Source organism: Arthrobacter sp. TJ-240 (assembly GCF_058269195.1).
In genome coordinates this window covers 897,204-916,606 of sequence record NZ_JBZCNG010000001.1, presented here as the reverse complement: position 1 = coordinate 916,606, position 19,403 = coordinate 897,204, and the positions used below count along the sequence as shown (strand labels likewise).

Annotated in this window: 22 protein-coding genes; 13 read left to right on the top strand and 9 right to left on the bottom strand. The window is 70.0% G+C overall.

Annotation, left to right across the window (positions count from 1 at the left end):
- Window positions 1–22: 22 nt before the first annotated feature.
- The gene (locus tag AC4D2C_RS04505; protein WP_490912930.1) at window positions 23–655 is read right to left on the bottom strand and encodes a GNAT family N-acetyltransferase; all 633 of its coding nucleotides are present in this window, start codon (window positions 653–655) and stop codon (window positions 23–25) included.
- A 163-nt stretch (window positions 656–818) separates the two neighbouring features.
- Between AC4D2C_RS04505 and AC4D2C_RS04500 the strand changes: the two genes are divergently transcribed.
- Entirely contained in the window at window positions 819–1,091 is a 273-nt protein-coding gene (locus AC4D2C_RS04500) for a hypothetical protein (protein ID WP_490912928.1), read from the top strand.
- On the opposite strand, the gene AC4D2C_RS04495 is transcribed toward AC4D2C_RS04500, so the two are convergent.
- Window positions 1,088–2,008, bottom strand: a complete 921-nt coding sequence (locus tag AC4D2C_RS04495; RefSeq protein ID WP_490912927.1) for an alpha/beta hydrolase — start codon at window positions 2,006–2,008, stop codon at window positions 1,088–1,090. The two genes, AC4D2C_RS04500 and AC4D2C_RS04495, sit on opposite strands and share 4 nt — an antisense overlap.
- 146 nt (window positions 2,009–2,154) lie before the next feature.
- Between AC4D2C_RS04495 and AC4D2C_RS04490 the strand changes: the two genes are divergently transcribed.
- The 3 genes from AC4D2C_RS04490 to AC4D2C_RS04480 all read left to right on the top strand — a co-directional run bounded on the left by AC4D2C_RS04490 (window position 2,155) and on the right by AC4D2C_RS04480 (window position 4,943).
- Window positions 2,155–2,982, top strand: coding sequence for an aldo/keto reductase (locus AC4D2C_RS04490; protein WP_490912925.1), 828 nt, complete (start codon window positions 2,155–2,157; stop codon window positions 2,980–2,982).
- 102 nt (window positions 2,983–3,084) lie between these two features.
- Window positions 3,085–3,861 carry a sulfite exporter TauE/SafE family protein gene (locus AC4D2C_RS04485; protein ID WP_490912923.1) on the top strand — a complete coding sequence of 259 codons (777 nt, stop codon included), beginning with the start codon at window positions 3,085–3,087 and terminating at the stop codon, window positions 3,859–3,861.
- A 62-nt stretch (window positions 3,862–3,923) separates the two neighbouring features.
- Window positions 3,924–4,943, top strand: coding sequence for a zinc-binding metallopeptidase family protein (locus AC4D2C_RS04480; RefSeq protein WP_490912921.1), 1,020 nt, complete (start codon window positions 3,924–3,926; stop codon window positions 4,941–4,943).
- A gap of 24 nt (window positions 4,944–4,967) precedes the next feature.
- On the opposite strand, the gene AC4D2C_RS04475 is transcribed toward AC4D2C_RS04480, so the two are convergent.
- Window positions 4,968–5,630 (bottom strand): pyridoxine/pyridoxamine 5'-phosphate oxidase, encoded by a 663-nt coding sequence (locus tag AC4D2C_RS04475; protein WP_490912919.1) that lies wholly within the window; start codon window positions 5,628–5,630, stop codon window positions 4,968–4,970.
- Window positions 5,631–5,738: 108 nt separating this feature from the next.
- On the opposite strand from AC4D2C_RS04475, the gene AC4D2C_RS04470 reads away from it, so the two are divergent.
- From AC4D2C_RS04470 to AC4D2C_RS04450, 5 genes are all read left to right on the top strand, one after another.
- On the top strand, window positions 5,739–6,533 hold the full coding sequence (locus AC4D2C_RS04470) for a phosphatase PAP2 family protein (RefSeq protein ID WP_490912917.1): 795 nt from the start codon (window positions 5,739–5,741) through the stop codon (window positions 6,531–6,533).
- Entirely contained in the window at window positions 6,517–7,164 is a 648-nt protein-coding gene (locus tag AC4D2C_RS04465) for a TetR/AcrR family transcriptional regulator (RefSeq protein ID WP_490912915.1), read from the top strand. The genes AC4D2C_RS04470 and AC4D2C_RS04465 overlap by 17 nt, the downstream gene beginning before the upstream one ends.
- 78 nt (window positions 7,165–7,242) lie before the next feature.
- Entirely contained in the window at window positions 7,243–8,703 is a 1,461-nt protein-coding gene (locus tag AC4D2C_RS04460; protein ID WP_490908383.1) for an amino acid permease, read from the top strand.
- 142 nt (window positions 8,704–8,845) lie between these two features.
- Entirely contained in the window at window positions 8,846–10,327 is a 1,482-nt protein-coding gene (locus AC4D2C_RS04455; protein ID WP_490912913.1) for an APC family permease, read from the top strand.
- A gap of 132 nt (window positions 10,328–10,459) precedes the next feature.
- Window positions 10,460–10,969 carry a hypothetical protein gene (locus AC4D2C_RS04450; RefSeq protein WP_490912911.1) on the top strand — a complete coding sequence of 170 codons (510 nt, stop codon included), beginning with the start codon at window positions 10,460–10,462 and terminating at the stop codon, window positions 10,967–10,969.
- A 58-nt stretch (window positions 10,970–11,027) separates the two neighbouring features.
- Here AC4D2C_RS04450 and ppk2 read toward each other — a convergent pair whose 3' ends face one another.
- Window positions 11,028–12,155, bottom strand: coding sequence for a polyphosphate kinase 2 (gene ppk2 / locus AC4D2C_RS04445; RefSeq protein WP_490913041.1), 1,128 nt, complete (start codon window positions 12,153–12,155; stop codon window positions 11,028–11,030).
- A gap of 220 nt (window positions 12,156–12,375) precedes the next feature.
- Here ppk2 and AC4D2C_RS04440 point away from each other — a divergent pair, with 220 nt between their 5' ends.
- Window positions 12,376–13,191, top strand: coding sequence for a DUF1684 domain-containing protein (locus AC4D2C_RS04440; RefSeq protein WP_490912909.1), 816 nt, complete (start codon window positions 12,376–12,378; stop codon window positions 13,189–13,191).
- A 72-nt stretch (window positions 13,192–13,263) separates the two neighbouring features.
- On the opposite strand, the gene AC4D2C_RS04435 is transcribed toward AC4D2C_RS04440, so the two are convergent.
- On the bottom strand, window positions 13,264–13,494 hold the full coding sequence (locus tag AC4D2C_RS04435; RefSeq protein ID WP_490912907.1) for a hypothetical protein: 231 nt from the start codon (window positions 13,492–13,494) through the stop codon (window positions 13,264–13,266).
- Between the two features lie 3 nt (window positions 13,495–13,497).
- Window positions 13,498–15,012, bottom strand: a complete 1,515-nt coding sequence (locus AC4D2C_RS04430) for a glycosyltransferase family 2 protein (RefSeq protein WP_490912906.1) — start codon at window positions 15,010–15,012, stop codon at window positions 13,498–13,500.
- Between the two features lie 240 nt (window positions 15,013–15,252).
- Between AC4D2C_RS04430 and AC4D2C_RS04425 the strand changes: the two genes are divergently transcribed.
- The gene (locus AC4D2C_RS04425; RefSeq protein ID WP_490912904.1) at window positions 15,253–15,915 is read left to right on the top strand and encodes an alpha-ketoglutarate-dependent dioxygenase AlkB family protein; all 663 of its coding nucleotides are present in this window, start codon (window positions 15,253–15,255) and stop codon (window positions 15,913–15,915) included.
- On the opposite strand, the gene AC4D2C_RS04420 is transcribed toward AC4D2C_RS04425, so the two are convergent.
- Window positions 15,912–16,418 (bottom strand): mycothiol transferase, encoded by a 507-nt coding sequence (locus AC4D2C_RS04420; RefSeq protein WP_490912902.1) that lies wholly within the window; start codon window positions 16,416–16,418, stop codon window positions 15,912–15,914. The two genes, AC4D2C_RS04425 and AC4D2C_RS04420, sit on opposite strands and share 4 nt — an antisense overlap.
- Window positions 16,415–16,909 carry a GNAT family N-acetyltransferase gene (locus AC4D2C_RS04415; RefSeq protein ID WP_490912901.1) on the bottom strand — a complete coding sequence of 165 codons (495 nt, stop codon included), beginning with the start codon at window positions 16,907–16,909 and terminating at the stop codon, window positions 16,415–16,417. The genes AC4D2C_RS04420 and AC4D2C_RS04415 overlap by 4 nt, the downstream gene beginning before the upstream one ends.
- A 258-nt stretch (window positions 16,910–17,167) precedes the next feature.
- On the opposite strand from AC4D2C_RS04415, the gene AC4D2C_RS04410 reads away from it, so the two are divergent.
- Window positions 17,168–18,481 carry an alpha-hydroxy acid oxidase gene (locus AC4D2C_RS04410; protein WP_490912898.1) on the top strand — a complete coding sequence of 438 codons (1,314 nt, stop codon included), beginning with the start codon at window positions 17,168–17,170 and terminating at the stop codon, window positions 18,479–18,481.
- Between the two features lie 117 nt (window positions 18,482–18,598).
- Window positions 18,599–18,898: a hypothetical protein gene (locus tag AC4D2C_RS04405; RefSeq protein WP_490912897.1), complete on the top strand. Its 300-nt coding sequence runs from the start codon at window positions 18,599–18,601 to the stop codon at window positions 18,896–18,898.
- On the opposite strand, the gene AC4D2C_RS04400 is transcribed toward AC4D2C_RS04405, so the two are convergent.
- Window positions 18,895–19,200 carry a DUF4193 domain-containing protein gene (locus AC4D2C_RS04400; RefSeq protein ID WP_490908492.1) on the bottom strand — a complete coding sequence of 102 codons (306 nt, stop codon included), beginning with the start codon at window positions 19,198–19,200 and terminating at the stop codon, window positions 18,895–18,897. The two genes, AC4D2C_RS04405 and AC4D2C_RS04400, sit on opposite strands and share 4 nt — an antisense overlap.
- Between the last annotated feature and the right edge of the window lie 203 nt (window positions 19,201–19,403).

The window sequence follows — 19,403 nt, the reverse complement described above, 5'->3', positions numbered from 1 at the left end:
CGACGGCGCCGCCAGGTGCCGGCTAGTGGGCCTCCGCTACGCGCAGTGTCGCTTCGAGTCGCCTGCGCTGGTCCACCGGAAGAAGCGCACGGTACTGCGGGAACTCCGTGAGGAACTCGCGGACGCGCGGGCAGTAGGGGACCACGGCGATGCGGCGCTTGTGGGCGTTGAGCAGGACCTGGCGGATGAGGGCCGGCTCGACGTCGACGGCGTCGAAGCGCGGGTCCACGACGGACTGGATCAGGACCGCGTGCGAACCCTTCATCTCGTACTTGACGTGCCCGACCATCGTGCCGTCGCTGAACAGCTCGAAGCGGGCGAACAGGGAGTTGTCGCGGAATCCGCTGCGGGTCCTCACGGGAGCGGAACGGACCTCCGCCTTCACCTCGCGCCGCTCGATCTCCTCGACCAGCAGTTCGTAGTGGTGCACTGCCTCCATCGGCGGGAAATCCCGATCGATCAGGCGGTAGGTCTGGTTGCACAGGACGCGCAGCTGGCGTGTCGAGGCGACAGACAGGTCCTCGGGGAATTCCGCGTCCTCGGTGCGAGCGAGGGGGCTGGGCGAGATCCGGGGAATGGCACCCCACCCCGCCTGGTCCACGTCGGTCGGCTGCGCGGACTGGGGACGGTAATCGACGAAAGAGGTTGTTTCCATGGTCAGCTCCACGATGGTGGTTCAATGGCCCGCTGCTAGGCCCTTCCCGAAACTATAGGCGCATTCTTTCCCGATGGGAAATTAAGTAGCCTTACTATATCTCCGCCGAAGCGCTTCCCGGCCCTTCGGCTTGAACGGATCCTGATGCCGCGATCACGTCGCCTTGACGCCATCCTCCCTGCCCCTCGGCGAGGTGTACCTGCCCTACCTCGACTCCGGCGGCTTCTTCGACGAACTGGAGGTCGACGCCTACCTCCACGGGCTCATCCCGCTGACGCGCGGGGAACGCGACTGCATCGCGGGCGCCGTCAACGAACTGATCGACGATCTGCTCGCGAGCGGCACCGCCGGCCGTCCACCCCGGGCCACCTACAGCGGCACGACCGAGGCCCGCGCCGCCCGGCCGGATCTCCACCACCGAGGCCTCGTCGGCTAGTCCCCGAGGAACTCGTTCGTCACCGCGACGATCTCGTCCTGCGCCGTCCGCCGGTCCGTCGTGGCGACCCCGTCGCCGGGCTGGTCCCCGTAGTCGCCGAAGAAGGCATGCACTCCCCCGCTGATCTCCTCGAAGCGGGCGTCGGCCGGCAGCAGCCGCCGCGAGGCATCGATGTCGGACGGGGTCGTGAGACCGTCCTGCGACCCGCTGACGGACAGGACGTCCAGGCCGCTGCCGGACAGGTCGTCGAGTGGGTAGGACGCCCAGAGCAGCAGCCGGTCCACGTCGTCGTTCCCGGCCGCGACGACGGAGGCCGAGACGCCGCCGAGGGAATGGCCGCCCACAGCCCACTCGGTGATCTCCGGATGCGCGTCCAGAGCGGAGCGCGCCTGCCCCGTCTGGAGCAGGGCGATGCCGAGCGGCTCCTTCAGGAGGACGACCGTGGTCCCCTCCTGCGCCACACGAGCCAGGAGCGGCACGTAGGCGAGAGCCTCGACGCGCGCCCCGGGATAGAAGACGAGACCGCGCGAGGACCCTTCGGAGGGCGTCAGCGTGATGGACGTGGCGTCCTCGACGAGTTCCACCCCGACCGGGGAGCCGGCCACCGCTGACAGGTCCACCGCAGCGCCCTGTCCACCCGTCACGGCGAAGGGCTCGAGCCATGCGAGTGCCGCCATGAGTCCGATGGCCGCCAGCGCGCCGAGCCCCGCCCGTACCGGGCGCCGTCGGGCCGGCGGAGGCTTCCTCGCTGCCCGGAGCGTCAGCGCCGCCACGCCGAGTCCGACGACGAGCGCCGCGATCAGGAGCAAGGGCAGCAGCGGGTGCGACCTCGCTACCGCGGGGTTCGTGGCAAAGAGCCACAGGGGCGTGGCGATGAGCGCGACGGCGGCGCACACGGCGGGGACGCGGTGCAGCATGGCATGCCTCTTTCCGGCGCTCGGCGCCCTGGGGACACGCCAAGAATATATCTCCATGACGGAGATACAGGGCCTGATCGGTTGACGCCGCAGGTGCCGACGGGAAAGGCTGGTGCGGACACCGTCCCCCGAGCAGGAGTTCCCCCATGGCAACGGCCCCCACCGTCCAGCTGCGCAGCGGCGCCCATCTCCCCCTCCTCGGACTCGGAACCTGGCCGCTGGACGACGCCGGCGCAGCGGACACCGTGGATCGAGCGATCGGGACCGGCTACCGGCTGATCGACACCGCCGAGAACTACCGCAACGAGAAGGGCGTGGGCGAGGGGATCCGCCGCTCCGGCGTGCCCCGCGAGGAACTGTTCGTCACCACCAAGTTCAACCGCGAACACCACGGCAGGGACGGCGCCCGGCGCGCCTTCGAGGCGAGCACCGCGCTACTGGGCCTCGACTACATCGACCTCCTGCTCGTGCACTGGCCCAACCCGGGCCAGGGCCGCCACGTGGAGGCCGTGCAGGGCATCGCCGCGCTGCTGGAGGAAGGGCTCGTCCGCGCCGTGGGTACCTCCAACTACAAGCCTGCACACCTCCAGCAGGTCATCGATGCCGGGATCGTCCCCGACGTGAACCAGATCCAGCTGGACCCCCAGCGGCCCCGCATCGAGGAACGCGCCTTCCACAACGAGCACGGCATCGTGACCGAATCCTGGAGCCCTCTGGGCCAGGGCGGCGGACTCCTCGACGAGCCCGGACTGGTGGCGATCGCCGAGGCGCACGGCCGGACGCCGGCGCAGGTGGTGCTGCGCTGGCACGTGCAGCAGGGCATGGTCGCCATCCCGAAGTCCTCCGATCCCCGGCGCCTGGCGGAGAACCTCGACATCTTCGACTTCGAGCTCTCGGGCGCAGAACTCGCCCGCCTCTACACCCTGGACACCGGCGACGCGGAGATCGTGGACTCGGACGAGTTCGGGCACTGACGCGACCGGTCCCGACCCGAGGCCGTTCGGGCATATCCTTGCCGGGGGCGCCCCTTCCGCCGGAGCGCTGCGCGCCCTCCCCGGACGTGAGAGGACCCCCGCTTGCTCGAGATCGCTGTGATCCTCGCCGCCGGTTTCTGGGCAGGCATGATCAACGTCGTGGTGGGCTCCGGGACGCTCGTGACCTTCCCGACCCTCCTGCTCTTCGGCTACCCGCCGATCGTCGCCAACATCTCGAACAACATCGGCCTCGTGGGCGGCGGGCTGTCCGGCTCGTGGGGGTACCGCCGGGAGATCGCCGCCAACAGGCGGCTCCTCCTGAAGCTGCTGCCGCTGTCGGTGCTCGGCGGGCTGGGCGGCGCACTGCTGCTGCTCGTGCTCCCGGCGGCGGCCTTCCAGGCGATCGTGCCCGTCCTCATCATCATCGGCCTCGCCATGGTCGCGCTGGCGCCGCGCGTGCAGCGCGCGGCCGCCGCGAAGGCGGGCGACGCCGCCGCTGATGCTGCGCCCTCCCGGCGCCGTTCGCTGATCCTGCTCGCCGGCATCGGCGTCCTCGGGGTCTACGGCGGCTACTTCGGGGCGGCGCAGGGCATCCTCATCGTCGGCCTGATGAGCATGGTCACCATCGAGAGCCTCCAGCGCATCAACGCCATCAAGAACGTCCTGACCACCGCCGTCAACGGCGTCGCGGCTGTCACGTTCATGGTGTTCGCGTGGAGCTCGATCAACTGGGCGCTGGTGCTCATCATCGCCGTCGGGGCCACCCTCGGCGGATTCCTCGGCGCCCGGGTGGGCCGGCGGCTCTCCCCCCTCGCACTGCGCGCCACCATCCTCGTCATCGGCACCGCGGCGCTGATCCGTATCGTGTTCTTCGGCTGACCGCCCGCCGTCCCCCGACACCACCCCGACACCACACAGACACCACACAGAACCAGGAACCCATGCAACGCTTCACCTGCGCCGTCTGCTCGGCGCCCCTGTTCTTCGAGAACTCCCGCTGCCTCGCCTGCGGCACGCAGCTCGGGTTCCACCGCGGCGAGCGCGTCATCGCGCCGCTGGACGACGACGGCGTGTACCGGGACCTCGAGGGCCTGTCCCTGCGCCGCTGCGTCAACCTCACACTCTCGGGGTGCACGTGGCTGGTGCGGGAGGAGGGCGACGAATGCTTCAGCTGCAACCTCACCCGCAGCCGCCCGGACGACCACGACACCACCGGGCTGGCGCAGTTCCTCGATGCCGAGCGGTCCAAGCGGCACCTCGTCTACGAGCTGGACGTGCTCGGCCTGCCGATCGAGGACCGCAACCAGAACCCCGCGCGCGGGCTCGCCTTCGACCTGCTCTCCAGCGTCGAGGAGAAGGTGATCATCGGGCACCAGAACGGCCTGATCACCATCGATCTGGCGGAGACCGTCGACTCGCACCGCGAGAAGATGCGGGCCAAGCTCGAGGAGCCCTACCGCACCATGCTGGGGCACTTCCGCCACGAGACCGGCCACTACTTCGAGGGCACGCTCGTCTTCTCCGATCCGGCCCTGACGGAACGGGCCCGCAGCATCTTCGGCGACGACCGCGCCAGCTACCAGGACGCTCTCAAGCGCCACTACGCGGAGGGCGCGCCCGAGGACTGGCGCCGGGAGCACATCTCGACGTACGCCACCATGCATCCCTACGAGGACTTCGCCGAGACGTTCGCCCACTACCTGCACATCTGCGACACCGTGGACACGGCCCTGCAGTACGGGCTCGCCGAAGGCCCCGGACCGAACAGCTCCGAGGACTTCGGCGAGGTGGTCCGCGAGACCTGGATCCCGCTCTCGGTGGCCCTGAACCAGGTCAACCGCAGCATGGGCGCCAACGACCTGTACCCGTTCGTCCTGCCGCCCGCCGTCATCGCGAAGCTCGACTTCGTGCACGCGCTGCGCGTCCGCGTCGGGGAGCCGGTGGTCGACGAGGCCGCCTGACGGCGCCCGGGTCGCCCGGGACGCCTACGGCCAGAGCATCTCCCGGCGCCAGCCCTCGCCGAACCGCGTGTACAACAGGCGGGTGTGGCGCCGTTCCTGGTCCGCCTGCCAGAACTCGACGGCGTCCGGCGCCACGGTGAAGACCGTCCACGTGGTCGACGCGAGGCCGTCCGTGGCCTCGATGCGCGCCACCTGGTCCGCGACGGCGGCGTCGAGCTCGTCCCTGCTGCGCAGCACCGAGCTCTGCGACCCTGCCAGCACGAGGGCCCGGGCCACGGGGTGCCGGCGCTGGAAATCGGCGTCGTTCTCCTCGGTGGTGCCGATCGAGACCGCCCCTCGGATCCGCACCTGCCGGCCCGCTGCAGGCCAGAAGAACGAGAGCGCGGCGGAGGGGTGCGCCGTCAGCTGCCGCCCCTTGGGGCTGTCCGCGCTGGAGGCCACCTGCCAGCCGGACCGGGTAAGGTCCTTGAGGATCACCACGCGTGCGTCGGGCAGGCCGTCGTCGCCCACGGTGGAGAGTGTCACCGCGTGCGGCGCCGCGATGCCGTCCTCGACGGCGCGGGTCAGCCACTCGACGAACAGGTCCACCGGGGAGTCCGGCGCCGCCTGCGGGTCGAAGGGCGGCATGTCGTCGGGGAACACGGGGACGCCGCGCACGAGGTCGCGGATGAGGCCTGGCTCGGTCATGCCGTCAGCCTAGTGGCCGGGGAGGACACGCGTGTGCGATCGGCGCAAACCGCCTCCCGCTGCGTCGAGGGTGTGCTGCCGCGCGGGCCGGCGGCATAGAGTCGATGGATGCCAGCCCACCAGGACCAGTACGTAGGACCACGGGACCTCACCCGTTGGGAGTCGCCGATCGGCCGCCTCCTCGTGCGGTTCGTCCGACCGCTCGCCCGCTGGGCGGGACCGCACGGGGCCCTGCTGCTGCTCATCGGGATCGGCGGGGGGATCGCCGCCGCCCTGACGGCCGTCTCGGCCGAGGTGTACGAGGCGGTCGTGGAGTCGGACGGCGTCGCCGCCCTCGACCGCCCGGCGCTGGACCTCGCCGTCTCGCTGCGCCAGGACTGGCTCAACGCCTTCATCACGGGCTACACGAACATCGGCGGGCCGATCGGCATGCCCATCCTCGCCGTGTCGATCATGGTGCTCCTCGCGGTGAGCCGCAGATCGTGGTCCCCCGTGATCCTCCTGCCGGCGGCCGCCTTCGGGTCCCTGCTGATGACCGTCGCGGGCAAGGACGCCATCGGCCGGCTGCGCCCTCCGATCGAGCTCGCCGTCCCGCCCTACGAGTCGTCGCCGTCGTTCCCGAGCGGGCATTCGCTGAACGCCCTCGTCATCGCCGGTGTCGTCGCGTACCTGCTCGTGCTGCGGCAGCACCGCAAGCGCACCCGTGGGCTCACGGTCGCGCTCGCCATCCTGTTCGCGGTGACCATGGGGCTCAGCCGCGTCTACCTCGGCCACCACTGGCTCACCGATGTCCTGGTGGCATGGACCCTCGGGATCGCCTGGCTCGCCGTCGTCATCACCGTCCACCGGCTCTTCCTGACCTTCCGGCTGCACCGGGCGGCCCCGCGTGCCGCAGCCACCTGAGGCCACCGCCGGAGCAGAGGCCTCCGGGCGACCCCTGCGGCGGGACGCCCGGCGCAACCGTGAGGTGGTCCTCGCGGCGGCACGGCAGATGTTCGCCGAGCACGGTGCGGACTGCAGCTTCGAGGACATCGCCCGGGCGGCCGGTGTGGGGGTCGGCACGGTGTACCGCAGGTTCCCGGACCGTCGCACGCTGATCGAGGCGATCCTGGAGCAGCGCATCGTGGACGTCGACGCCGCCGCCGCGGCCGCGCTCCGGCTCGACGACCCGTGGGCGGCCGCGCGGCTCTTCGTCGGAGCCGCCGCCCGCATGCAGGTGGAGGACCGGGGGCTGCGGGAACTCCTGCACGACCACCGCTTCATCTCGGCCGGGCTAGCCCTGCTCCGCCTGCGCATCACGCCCGCCGCCGAGGAACTGGCGCGCCGGCTCAGGGACGACGGCGCCGCGCGGACGGATCTCACGGGACAGGACCTGGTGGCGCTCATCCGCATGCTCGGTTCGCTCGCCCCCGGACCGCCAGGGCCTGCCGAGTCCGCCGAGTCCGCCGACCCGGCCGAGCAGCCGACCGGGTTCGAACGATACCTGGATCTCGTCCTGGACGCACTGCGTCGCGAACGCCCGGTCCGACCCTGAGAATCGGGTTCCGCTGATCGGCAGCCGGCTTCATACTTGCTGGGAGGACAGCGCATCCCCTCCCCGGAAAGGACGATGATGTCGAAGACCTCAGGCGTACAGGCCACCCGGTCGGTGATGCGGCGCAAGCCCATCGACTACGTCGAGGACGAGACGGGCCGCACCGGCCTGTTCAAGAGCCTCGGACTGTGGCAGCTGACCGCGATCGGCGTGGGCGGCATCATCGGCGTGGGCATCTTCACCCTCGCCGGCCTCGTGGCCAACGGCGGGGAGGACGGCGAGCCGGTGGGCCCGGCCGTGCTGATCTCGTTCCTCATCGCCGGCCTCGCGAGCGCCGCCGCCGCGCTGTCCTACGCGGAGTTCGCGGGGATGATCCCGCGTGCCGGCTCCGCCTACACCTACGGCTACGTGGCCCTGGGCGAGATCATCGGCTGGTTCATCGGCTGGGACCTCCTGCTCGAGTACATCGCGATCGTGGCGGTCGTCGCGATCGGCATCTCGGGGTACTTCACCGAGTTCATGTCCGGGATCGGCATCACCGTCCCCACCTGGATGCAGGGCACCCCGGACACCATCGAGGGCGGCCTGGTCAACGTGCCGGCGATCGTGGTGTGCCTGATCATCACGTTCATCCTCAGCCGCGGAACCAAGACCTTCGGCCGGTTCGAGCTCATCGCCGTGGGCCTCAAGATCCTGCTCATCCTCGGGATCGTGGGCCTCGGCTTCTTCTACGTCAACGCGGAGAACTACTCGCCGTTCCTCCCGTCGGGCTTCGGCGCCGTGTTCACGGGTGCCGCCACCGTGTTCTTCGCGGTCTTCGGCTACGACGCCATGAGCACCGCGGCCGAGGAGGCGACGGACGGCAAGAAGCACATGCCGAAAGCCATCCTCCTGTCCCTGGCGATCGCGATGACCCTCTACGTGCTGGCGACCCTCGTGCTCACGGGCATGCAGAACTACGAGGACATCAGCCCGACGGCAGGCTTCGCCTCGGCCTTCCAGTCCGTGGGCCTTCCCGTCGTCGCGACCGTCATCTCGGCCTTCGCCGTGATCTCGATCCTGACCGTCATGCTGACCTTCCTCCTCGGCGTGACCCGCGTCTGGTTCTCGATGAGCCGCGACGGCCTGCTGCCGGCCTGGTTCTCCACGACGGACCGCCACGGCACCCCGCAGCGGGTCACCTGGATCGCCGGTATCGCCTCGGCCCTGCTCGCCGGGGTGTTCCCCATCCGGGCCGTCGCGGACCTCACCAACATCGGCATCCTCGCGGCGTTCGTCGTCGTCTGCATCGCGGTGATCGTGCTGCGCCGCACCCGGCCCGAGGTCCCGCGCACCTTCAAACTGCCGCTCATGCCGATCGTGCCCGCCTTCGGCGTCCTCTCGTCCCTGTTCCTGATGCTGCAACTGCACTGGGAGACGTGGGTGCGGTTCGGCATCTGGCTCGTGATCGGCCTGCTCATCTACTTCTTCTACGGCCGCAAGCACTCGCTCATGAACCCTGACAGCCCTCGCCACGCTCTGTCGAAGCGGGAGGCCTGACCGCTCCGGACGCAGAAGGGAACGTGCCGCCGCACCGTAACGAAGGTGCGGCGGGCCCCGCCGTGTCCCTATCCTCGACAGGGACCGGCGACGCATCACCGGTCCCCCACCCATGCCTACCCAGCTAAGGACCAGCACCTCCATGGACCTCTTCCGGACCAAGTCCGTCGAACAGTCGCTCAAGGACTCCGATGAGAAGGGGCACGGTCTCAAGCGTTCCCTCACCACCTGGGACCTCATGATCATGGGCGTCGCCGTCGCCGTCGGGGCGGGGATCTTCTCAGTGGGCGCACAGGCCGCCGCCTTCAATGCCGGCCCGGCCGTGACCATCTCCTTCGTGCTGGCGGCCATCACGTGCGCCCTCGCGATCATGTGCTACGCCGAGTTCGCCACCGCGATCCCGGTGGCCGGCAGTGCCTACGTGTTCACCTACGCCACCATGGGCGAGCTGCTCGCCTGGATCATCGGCTGGAACCTGATCCTCGAACTGCTGATGGCGGCCGCCGTCATCGCGAAGTTCTGGGGCGTCTACCTCAGCGATCTCTTCACCGCCCTGGACCTCGACGTCCCCGCCGAGATCAGCCTCCTGGGCCTCGACCTGACGTGGGGGCCGCTGCTGATCGTCGCGGTGTTCACCGCCGTGCTGATCTACGGCACCAAGCTCTCGGCCCGGGTCAACAGCGTCTTCACCGTCATCAAGATCGCGATCGTGCTGTTCGTGATCGTGGTCGGGTTCTTCTACGTCCGTCCCGAGAACTACACGCCGTTCATCCCCGCCTCCCAGCCCGCGGCGGACAGCGGAGCCGGCTGGGCCGACCAGCCCTTCCTCTCCTTCCTGAGCGGCGCCTCCCCCGCCGCCTTCGGTTTCACCGGGATCATCTCGGGTGCGGCACTCGTGTTCTTCGCCTTCATCGGGTTCGACGTCGTCGCCACTTCCGCGGAGGAGGTCAAGAACCCGAGCCGCACCCTCCCGCGCGGCATCTTCGCCGGGCTCGCCGTGGTGAGCGTCCTCTACATCCTGGTGACCCTCGTGGTCACCGGCATGGTGTCGTATACGGAGCTCGGGGCCTCGGGGTCGCCGTCGCTCGCGACCGCCTTCCAGCTCGTCGGCGCCGACTGGGCGGCCGGCATCATCTCCCTCGGCAGCCTGATCGGCCTGACCACCGTCATCATGGTGCTGCTCATGGGCCTCGCCCGCGTGATCTTCGCCCTGAGCCGTGACGGCCTCCTGCCCCGCGGGCTGAGCCGCACCTCGGACAAGCACGCGACGCCGGCGCGCACGCAGGTCCTCTGCGGCGTCGTGGTCGCGCTCCTGGCCGGGTTCACCCAGGTGGAGGTACTCGCCGAGATGATCAATATCGGCACCCTGACCGCGTTCATCACGGTGAGCCTCGGGATCATCGTGCTGCGCAGCAGGCGCCCGGACCTCACGCCCGCGTTCCGCGTCCCCTTCGGCAAGGTCATCCCGATCGCGTCGGCCGCACTGTGCCTGTACCTGATGTTCAACCTGGCCACCATCACGTGGGTGTTCTTCGCCGGCTGGCTCGTGGTGGGTTTCGTCATCTATTTCGCGTACGGCTACCGTCACTCCCGCCTCCGCACGGAGCAGCGGGTCACTGTGTAGTTCGCCTGGAGGTCGCCGGCAGGGCGTGGCAGGTCGCGCCGGCCGGGGTGCGCCGACGCCCGGAACAGGAGATGATGGTGCCCCGGAGCGGCTGCTTCGGGGCCCCCGCCCAGCTGAACCAGGAGAACCACGATGTCCCAGGATCCGTATCCCGGCGAGCGCCCCTCCACAGGGGGCTCCGAGAACCAGTCCGACGGCCCGTCCGACGGCCCGTCCGACGGCGGCGCCTACGGCAGCCGGCCCTACCAGCCCACGCAGCCGTACCAGCAGCCGTACCAGCAGTCCTCGACGGCGGGCGACTACCAGACAGGTGGATACCAGGCGGGTGGATACCAGGCGGGCGACTACCAGACAGGGCCCTACCGGTCCTACCAGCCCTCCTACGCATCGATGGAGGGCGAGAAGGCCGCGCAGCTCTCCCTGATCCTCGGGATCGTGGGGCTGTTCGTGGCGGGCATCGTCCTCGGGCCGCTCGCGATCTGGCAGGCACGGAAGGCCGAACGGCTCGGCGTGCCCGCGACGGTGGGAAAGGTGCTCGGCTGGATCACCACCATCCTCTACGCACTGGCGATCCTCGCGGGGATCATTTTCTTCGTGATCCTCGCCGTCGGGCTGGGTGCGACGTCCACCTACAGCAGCTGATCCTGCCCCGGCGCCGCGCCGGGCGGAGCCGCCGGAGCCGCCGGAGCCGCCGGAGCAGTCAGAGCCTGGGGAACAGGCGCGTGGACTGCTCGTCGGCCTCGAACAGGCGCGAGTGCGGCCCCGTGCCGACGATCAGCGGATCCGGCGTGCCGAGGACGTCGTGGTCCTTCTCGTCGTAGTCGAGGACGGACAGGACGTAGCGCAGCGCCTCGATGCGGGCCCTTTTCTTGTCGTTGCTCTTGATGACGGTCCATGGGGCATCGGCCGTGTTCGTGTAAAAGAACATGGCCTCCTTGGCCGCCGTGTAGTCGTCCCATTTGTCGAGGGACTGCAGGTCCATGGGGCTCAGCTTCCAGCGGCGCACGGGGTCGGTGTGGCGCTGGGCGAAGCGGCGACGCTGTTCCGCCCGGGACACCGAGAACCAGAACTTGATCAGATGCGTGTCGGAACGGACGAGCATGCGCTCGAGCTCGGGGGCCTGCCGCATGAACTCGAGGTACTCCGTGGGGGTGCAGAACCCCATGACGCGCTCCACGCCGGCCCGGTTGTACCAGGACCGGTCGAACAGGACGATCTCGCCGCCCGAGGGGAGCACCGACACGTAGCGCTGGAAGTACCACTGTGTCTGTTCCTTCTCGCTCGGCTTGTCGAGCGCGATGATGCGTGCGCCTCGGGGGTTCAGGTTCTCCGTGAAACGCTTGATGGTCCCACCCTTGCCTGCGGCATCACGCCCCTCGAACAGCACCGCCACCTTGGCCTGGTTCTTCTTGACCCACCCCTGCATCTTGAGCAGCTCGATCTGCAGGGCGCGCTTGGCCTGCTGGTACTCGCGTTCGGTCATCCGCCTGTCGTACGGGTAGTCCTCGCGCCATGTCGGCTGGTCCGGGTGCGGCAGGAGCACATGGTCCTCGCCCTCCGCGTGCGGCGTGGGCACCGGGATGTCGGGCGGTGCCCCGACGCCCGCGCCGTCGGTGCCTGCCGTGCCGGTCCTGTCGGCAGGAGCGTCCGTCGGCTCGTCGGTCAGCGCGTCCGTCGGCTCGACGCCGAGCGCTGCCGCATCATCGGTCGTTCCATCCCCCGGATCGTCGGTCGATCCGCCGGTCGCCTCGTCCGCTGATCGGGCGGTGGCAGTATCGGCAGCAGTCCCGGTCGCTCCCTGCGTGGGTTCGTCGGTCATCTCGGTCATCTCGGTCATCTCGGGTCCTCGGTTCCTCGGTTCCGCCGGTCCTTCATGGTTCCAGACAGCGCCCCGGGGGTACACGCGCACCGACCGGACCGGCCGGGCTGGACGGCTTCACCGCGGGCTTGGTACGGCGCAGGTCCCGACGCAGGCATCCCCGCACGGGGAATGCGGGACGGATGGTAGGGGTTCTAGCCCGTGCAGCACCCCTACCAGGAGACGATGCATGAGCCCCACCCAGACCGCCGAAGACCGCTGGATCCGCTTCCGCGCAGCACGCGACGCCGCACTCGCGGAGAGGCACGGCTGGCTGTCCCTGACGTCCTTCCACTGGCTCCCGGACCAGCCCGCCGACGTCGGGACGGTGCCGGGCCTCTGGTCCGCAGCCGGCGGCACCGCGACCCTGACGGCACGGCCGTCCGACGGCCTGACCGACCTGGCGACCGGCCGCCTCGTGGACGGCACCATCACCGCCGCGCTCGACGACGAGGACTCGCTCATGTGGGTGGCCTACGGCGGGCCGGACGGGCACCGCGTGGTGGTGGAACTGGCACGCCGCGCCGGCCGCTACGCCATCCGGACCAGGGACGCCGAGGCACCCACCCTGGCGGACTTCAGCGGGACCCCCGTCTTCGACTACCGGCCCGACCTCGTGGTCGAGGGACGGTTCGAACCGTTCCCGGAGCCGCGGCACGAGCGGATCTCCACGTCACATCCCGACGTGCCCGGGACGCACACGTCCGTCGGTGACGTCGTCTTCACACTCCCCGGAGATCCCCGCGAGCACCGGCTCCGGGCATCGCAGGACGAGACGGGAGCGCTCGCCGTCACGTTCCACGACGCCACCAACGGCACGTCGACGGCGGCCTGGCGCAAGGTCTCCCTGCGCCGCCCCCGCCCCGACGGGTCCGTGGTCCTCGATCTCAACAGGACCATCAACTACCCGAGCGCCTTCACCCCGTACGGCACCTGCCCCCGGCCGGTGGCCGCCAACGTCGTCGACGCCCCGATCGAGGGCGGGGAGAAGCGGCCCCTGCACTGACGTTCAGAGCAGCGGCCGGGTCTCCTGCGCGGTCACGCCTCGGGCTCTCCGGTGCTCGCCGCAGCCGTGGCCTCAGGCATCCGCTTCGGGGTAGATGCTCCGTGTCTCGGTCCGTCGGTTGCGGTTGGTCACCCAGTCCGTGGGGTAGATCTTGGGCAGGACGTTGGCCAGCGCCAATGAGGCGTAGATGACCGTGTTGATCGCGACGAAGGCCGCCAGGATGGCGAACACGCTGGTGTGGAGCACGGCCTCGGGGAGGACGATGCCGGTGCGGATGACCGGTCCTGCTGCGCTGCTGATCATGGCCTAGGCCTCCTGGGACGAGAGTCGTGACGCCGGAGCGGCGTGGGTGAGGTGCTTCCAGTTGGCCTGGCGACCGGAGGAGAGATCGATGACGCCCTTGACGTAGACGAGGTTGAGGAACATGTCGAAGAACAGCTCGGGGAACAGCGTGAGGGCCAGGATGCGGGCCTTCCAGCCTCCCTTCCACACCGTGACGAGCCGCTCGAGGGTGAACAGCAGGCCCAGCCCCAGCCAGAACGGGAACCAGATCCATGTCTCGAGGGACACGATGGTGAGGATGATGAGTGCCAGGTAGGCGCTGAGGGCGATCACGCCGTAGCCGATACCCAGCTGCTGCGCCCAGTAGCGCATGGTGGGGGCCGTGACGCCGTAGGCGCCGATGTTCTCGAGCGCGCCCCGCTGCCAGCGCAGGCGCTGGTTCCACAGCGTGCCCCAGGAGGGCATGAGTTCGGTCACCACGGTGCAGTCCTGAGGCGAGATCATGAGGCCTCCGAGGGATTTCAGGGCGATCGTCAGCTCGTTGTCCTCGGTCAGCGCGGCGGTGTCGTACACGTCCCCGTGCCGCCCCGGGAGGGTCCTGCCGCGGTGGTCGGCGATGGTGCGCAGTGCCACGGGCCGGAAGAGCGATGCCGTACCGGTGAGCACGAACACCCGGCCCCGGCGCCGGCGCATCTGGCGGGAGTAGCGGATGTACTCGTTGCGCTGGAACTGGCCGATCAGGCCGTGGCCGCCCTCACCGTAGAAGAGGCCACCCACCGCCACCAGGGCGCGGTCCTGGGCGAAACGCACCACCGCGTTGGCGAGGAAGCCGTCGTCGAGTTGGGTGTCGGCGTCCATGATCATGACCACGTCGTTGTCGCCCTGCTCAGGCAGGACCCCCCTCAGCGCCTGGTTGAGCGCGCCCGCCTTCTTCTTCGTGTTGCCCACCGACTCGATGACCTCGACACCGGCCTCGAGGGCCAGCCGCACGGTGGCATCGGTGCAGTTGTCGGCGACCACGATGATGCGCTCGGGGCGGTGGGACTGGCTCTTGAGGGACGCGATGGTCTGCGGGAGCGACGCCTCCTCGTTGTGCGCGGGGATGAGTACCGTGACGGTCACCTCGCCGGCGAACTGGCCACGGTTGGCGGCCATGATCACCTTCGGTGCCAGGGGCCGGCGGCCCGGGTTCATGGACCGGCGTGCCTTCGTCGCGATGTGCCGTTCCACGAGCGCGAGACCCGCGGCGGCGAGCAGCGCGAGCGCGATGGCCGTGAGGATGGTGCTCACGTCCGGGGCGTCCGCGTTGTAGAGGACGCGCCAGATGCCGATGACCGCGTCGTTCGACTCCGCGATCGTCGTGTCCGGCCCTTTGGCCGCGACGGCGAGCCACAGGAGCCCGGCGGCGGCGGTCACGATGCCGGCGATCACCACGCCGACGATGCGGTCCAGCCGTACGATCGCTCGGCGGGACGTCTGCTCCTCCCCCGGTACCGCTGCGGAGTCCTGCCTTCGGGGCGCGTCGAGTGTCATGGTCATGGCTGCGTCGTCTCCTGAGACCTGGTGCCGGACCGCTCCCGGGAGCAGTGGCATTCACATGGTTCGGCGCAGGTCCTTCCAGCAGGGCCCGCGCTCTTCCCGAACGAGTCTTCCGCTGCAACCTCGACACTGCCCTGCACTGAGACCGAAGAATGCTTCAACGAACGGCGCGGGTACGCCGTGACCCTGCGTCAACGCCGTAGCGGAGCTCAACCGCGGCCCCCGGCGCACAATGGGACGGTGAGCGAACCGACCGACGCCCTGATCCCCCGTCCGCGCCGGGAGTTGGCGCCCGGCGCCGTGCACCTGCCCGACTGGCTCGACCCCGACCACCAGCGCGACCTCGTGCGCCTGTGCCGCACCTGGGCGAGCGGACCGGTCCCCATGCGCGCCGTGACGATGCCGAACGGCGGCGTGATGTCCGTGAAGAGCGTGAGCCTGGGGTGGCACTGGCTCCCCTACCGCTACAGCCGGACGGCCGACGACGTCGACGGTGGCCCCGTGGCCCCGTTCCCGGACGCACTCCGCTCCCTCGGACGGGATGCGGTCGCCGCCGCGTGCGGCCCGGAAGCGGGGGCGGACTACGAGCCCGACGCCGCGCTGGTCAACTACTACGACGACGCCGCGAGGATGGGTATGCACCAGGACCGGGAGGAGCGCACGGACGCGCCCGTGGTCTCGCTCAGCCTCGGCTCCTCGTGCATCTTCCGGTTCGGCAACACGGAGAACCGGAACCGCCCCTGGCAGGACCTCGAGCTCGCCTCGGGCGACCTGTTCGTGTTCGGCGGTCCGTCGCGGTTCGCCTACCACGGGGTGCAGAGGATCCTGCCGGGCACGGCGCCGGCGGGGATCGGCTTCGAGGGCCGGCTCAACATCACGCTACGGCAGACGGGCCTGGCCTAGGCGAGGATGATGCCCCGTGCGTAGGCGGCCTGCCCGGCGTGCTGCACGGCGTCGTCGACCACGCTCACGAGCCGGACGAGCAGGGTCACGGGCGGATCCCAGCGTTCGTCGACCACGCGGGCGAGGTCCTCGTCGTCGAGCCCTGCCACCAGGTCCTCGGCCAGGGCGTGGACGGCGTCGAAGTAGTCCAGCAGCTGCTGCACGGACCCGACCCGGACGGCGTCCACCTGATCCGACGAGTGGCCGTACCCGGTGTCGGCGGATTCCAGGGACAGCCCCCACCGCTCGGCGAAGCCGTCCGCGAGCCACAGCTCGTCGTGGCCGAAGGCCTCGGCGAAGTGGCTGTCCTCCACGCGCGTGAGATGCCAGACGAGCCAGCCGATCGAGTTCGCCGATCCGCCCGGACGGAGTGCCAGCTGGTCGGCATCGAGGCCGTCGACGGCGGTGCGCACCAGGTCCGGCAGGCGCCCGTAGGCCTCGGACAGCACCTCGGTCGACGTCACCGGGCGTCCTGTCCCGTTGCCATGACGCGGGAGGCCATGAGCAGCCGGAACCGGCGCCGCTGCCGGGCGGGGATGAGTGAGAGGAACTGCGGATGCTCGGCCAGGAACTCCTGTGCCTCGGCGCAGCAGGGCAGCACGGCGAGCCTCCGGCGGTGCGCATCGAGGAACACGGCCCGCATCAGCGCGGGTTCGAGACCGGCGTGCCGGAACCGCGGGTCCACGACGGCGTGCAGCAGCAGCACCTGCCCGCCGCGCAGCTCGTACTGCACGTAGCCGGCCATGGCGCCGTCGCGGTGGAGCTCGAAGCGGGAGAACAGGGCGTTGTCACGGAACTTCTCGCGGGCTTCGTCCCCGCCCGCGTGACCCGAGGCCTTCCGCTCTCGCCGTTCGAGCTCCTCGACGAGGGTGCCGTACTGTTCCCGCGTCTCGAGGGAGTGCAGTGCGCCGTGTCGCCTGGCGAGCGGTTCGAGTATCTCCGGGATGTGCTCCATGGTGGCTCCACGTCGGACGGGTCCATGGCCTCCTGCTCGACCAGTCCCTGAAGTCTAGGCGTCCCGGCCGGTCCGGGAACAGGGCGCACCGTGACGGAGGTCCTCTGGCGGGGATCCCGCACTCGCTGCAGGACGGCGTCGACAGCACGTTCGCGACCACAGGCCGTAGGATCTGGGATCAACCGGGCAGTGCAGTGGAGTCCGTCCGCGCACCGCACGGGTGGCCCGGCACGGTCCGACGACGATCAAAGGCACATCATGCAGCAATCCTCCGGCCCCGCTGTCCCCCCGGCCCTCAGGCGCCGGATCCCGAAGGTCGCGGACCTCGCCCCGCTCATGCAGTTCAAGCGGCCGGAGTTCGGCGCCGCCGCGCGGCTCCGCCGGGCGAACACTGTCTGGGACCTCCGCGACCTCGCGAAACGGCGCACGCCCACGGCGCCCTTCGACTACACCGACGGCGCTGCCGAGGCGGAGATCTCCCTCGGCCGTGCCCGCGACGCGTTCCTCGACCTCGAGTTCCGGCCGGGTATCCTCCGCGACGTCCGGACCGTCAGCACGGTGACGCCGGTCCTCGGCAGGGATTCCGCGCTGCCCTTCGGGATCGCACCCACCGGCTTCACACGCATGATGCAGTCGGAGGGCGAGTACGCCGGATCGCAGGCCGCCGCGGCCGCGGGAATCCCCTACACCCTGTCCACCATGGGCACCGCGTCCATCGAGGACGTGGCGCAGGCCGCACCGGGCGGGCGCAACTGGTTCCAGCTGTACCTGTGGACGGACCGGGACCGCTCCATGGAGCTCATCGGCCGTGCGGCCGCCGCCGGGAACGACACGCTCATGGTCACCGTGGACACAGCAGTCGCCGGCGCCCGCCTGCGGGACGTCCGCAACGGGATGACCATCCCTCCGGCCCTCACGCTGAAGACCGTCCTGGACGCCTCGTACCGGCCTGCGTGGTGGTTCGACTTCCTCACGCGCGAGCCGCTCTCGTTCGCGTCGCTCTCACGCTACTCGGGCACCGTCGCGGATCTCATCAACTCGATGTTCGACCCCACCCTCACTTTCGACGACCTCGACTGGCTGCGGGGCGTGTGGAAGGGCAACCTCGTTGTCAAGGGCATCCAGACGCTCGACGACGCGAAGAAGGCCGTGGACCACGGCGCCGACGGCATCGTGCTGTCCAACCACGGCGGACGGCAGCTCGACCGGGCTCCCGTCCCCCTGCACCTGCTGCCGCGGGTGGCGGCGGAGCTCAAGGGCAGGACGGACATCATCCTCGACACGGGCATCATGAGCGGCGGGGACATCGTCGCGGCCCTGGCGCTCGGCGCGGATTTCACCCTGATCGGCCGCGCCTACCTGTACGGGCTCATGGCAGGCGGCCGCGCCGGAGTGGACCGCACCATCGAGATCCTCGGCACGCAGACCGCCCGCACCCTGCAGCTCCTCGGCGTGAACCGCATCGGCGACCTGACCCCCGACCATGTGCGGATCCTGGGCAGTGCGGCGGGCAGTGCGGCGGGCAGTGCGGCGGGCAGTGCGGACCGCCCCGGCGCCGCTCTCCCCCGCTGACGTCGCACACCACCCGGACACACCGAATGCCTGGTCAGGGCGCTATCATTCATCCAGTGGTACTGCCTGGGGGCGGGCCCGTCCAAGTCCGGGGAGACGAATATGGAGCGTAAGCGGATGCACTATCCGTTGCGTTATCGACGCGCGCGATCACTGCTGTACGTGATCGGCCTGTTCTGGCTGTGGCTCTGGCTCGGCAGCGCGGCGCTGATCGGCGCCCTCCACCAGTCACCGGTGCACGCCGTCCTCGTGACGTACGCGCTCGCCGTCGTCGTCCTGGTCTCGATCCCCGCGGCCCTGCTCGCTGCGATCCGGATGGTCCTCACGCACCCGCGCCGCAGCGGCGTCGTCGTGCCGTTGAACCCCGGTCAGCCGGGGGATTCGGCCCACTGGTGGTACGGCGAGAAGGCGTCCTAGCCCTCGCAGTCCGTGCAGTACTGCCGGCCGTTCTTCTCGAGCGCGATCTGGCTGCGGTGCCGGACCAGGAAGCACGAGGCGCAGGTGAATTCGTCCTCCTGCGGCGGGACCACCTGGATGAGGAGCTCCTCGCCGGAGAGGTCTGCGCCCGGCAGGTCGATGCCCTCGGCGGTGTCGCCGTCCTCGATGTCGACCGACGCCGACTGCGCTCCTGCGCCGCCGCGGTTGGCCTGGAGCACCTCGAGCGATTCCGCTTCCTTGTCCTCGTCGTTGTTGCGCGGTGCGTCGTAGTCCGTTGCCATGCCGATGCCGTTCTTGGTGGGGGTCCGGTGCCTCTGGGGCTCGTGCAGCAATCGAGTCTAGCGGCTGGATCCGGTGCGGATGCCGGTTCTCGGGCTCTTCGTCGTGATGCTCCTCATACCTCCCGGCACGCGCCGCGGAACCGGTGCCCGCCCCGCGAAAGAGGTGGACGGCGTGGGCGCACCGCTGGCAGGCTGGGAGCGTC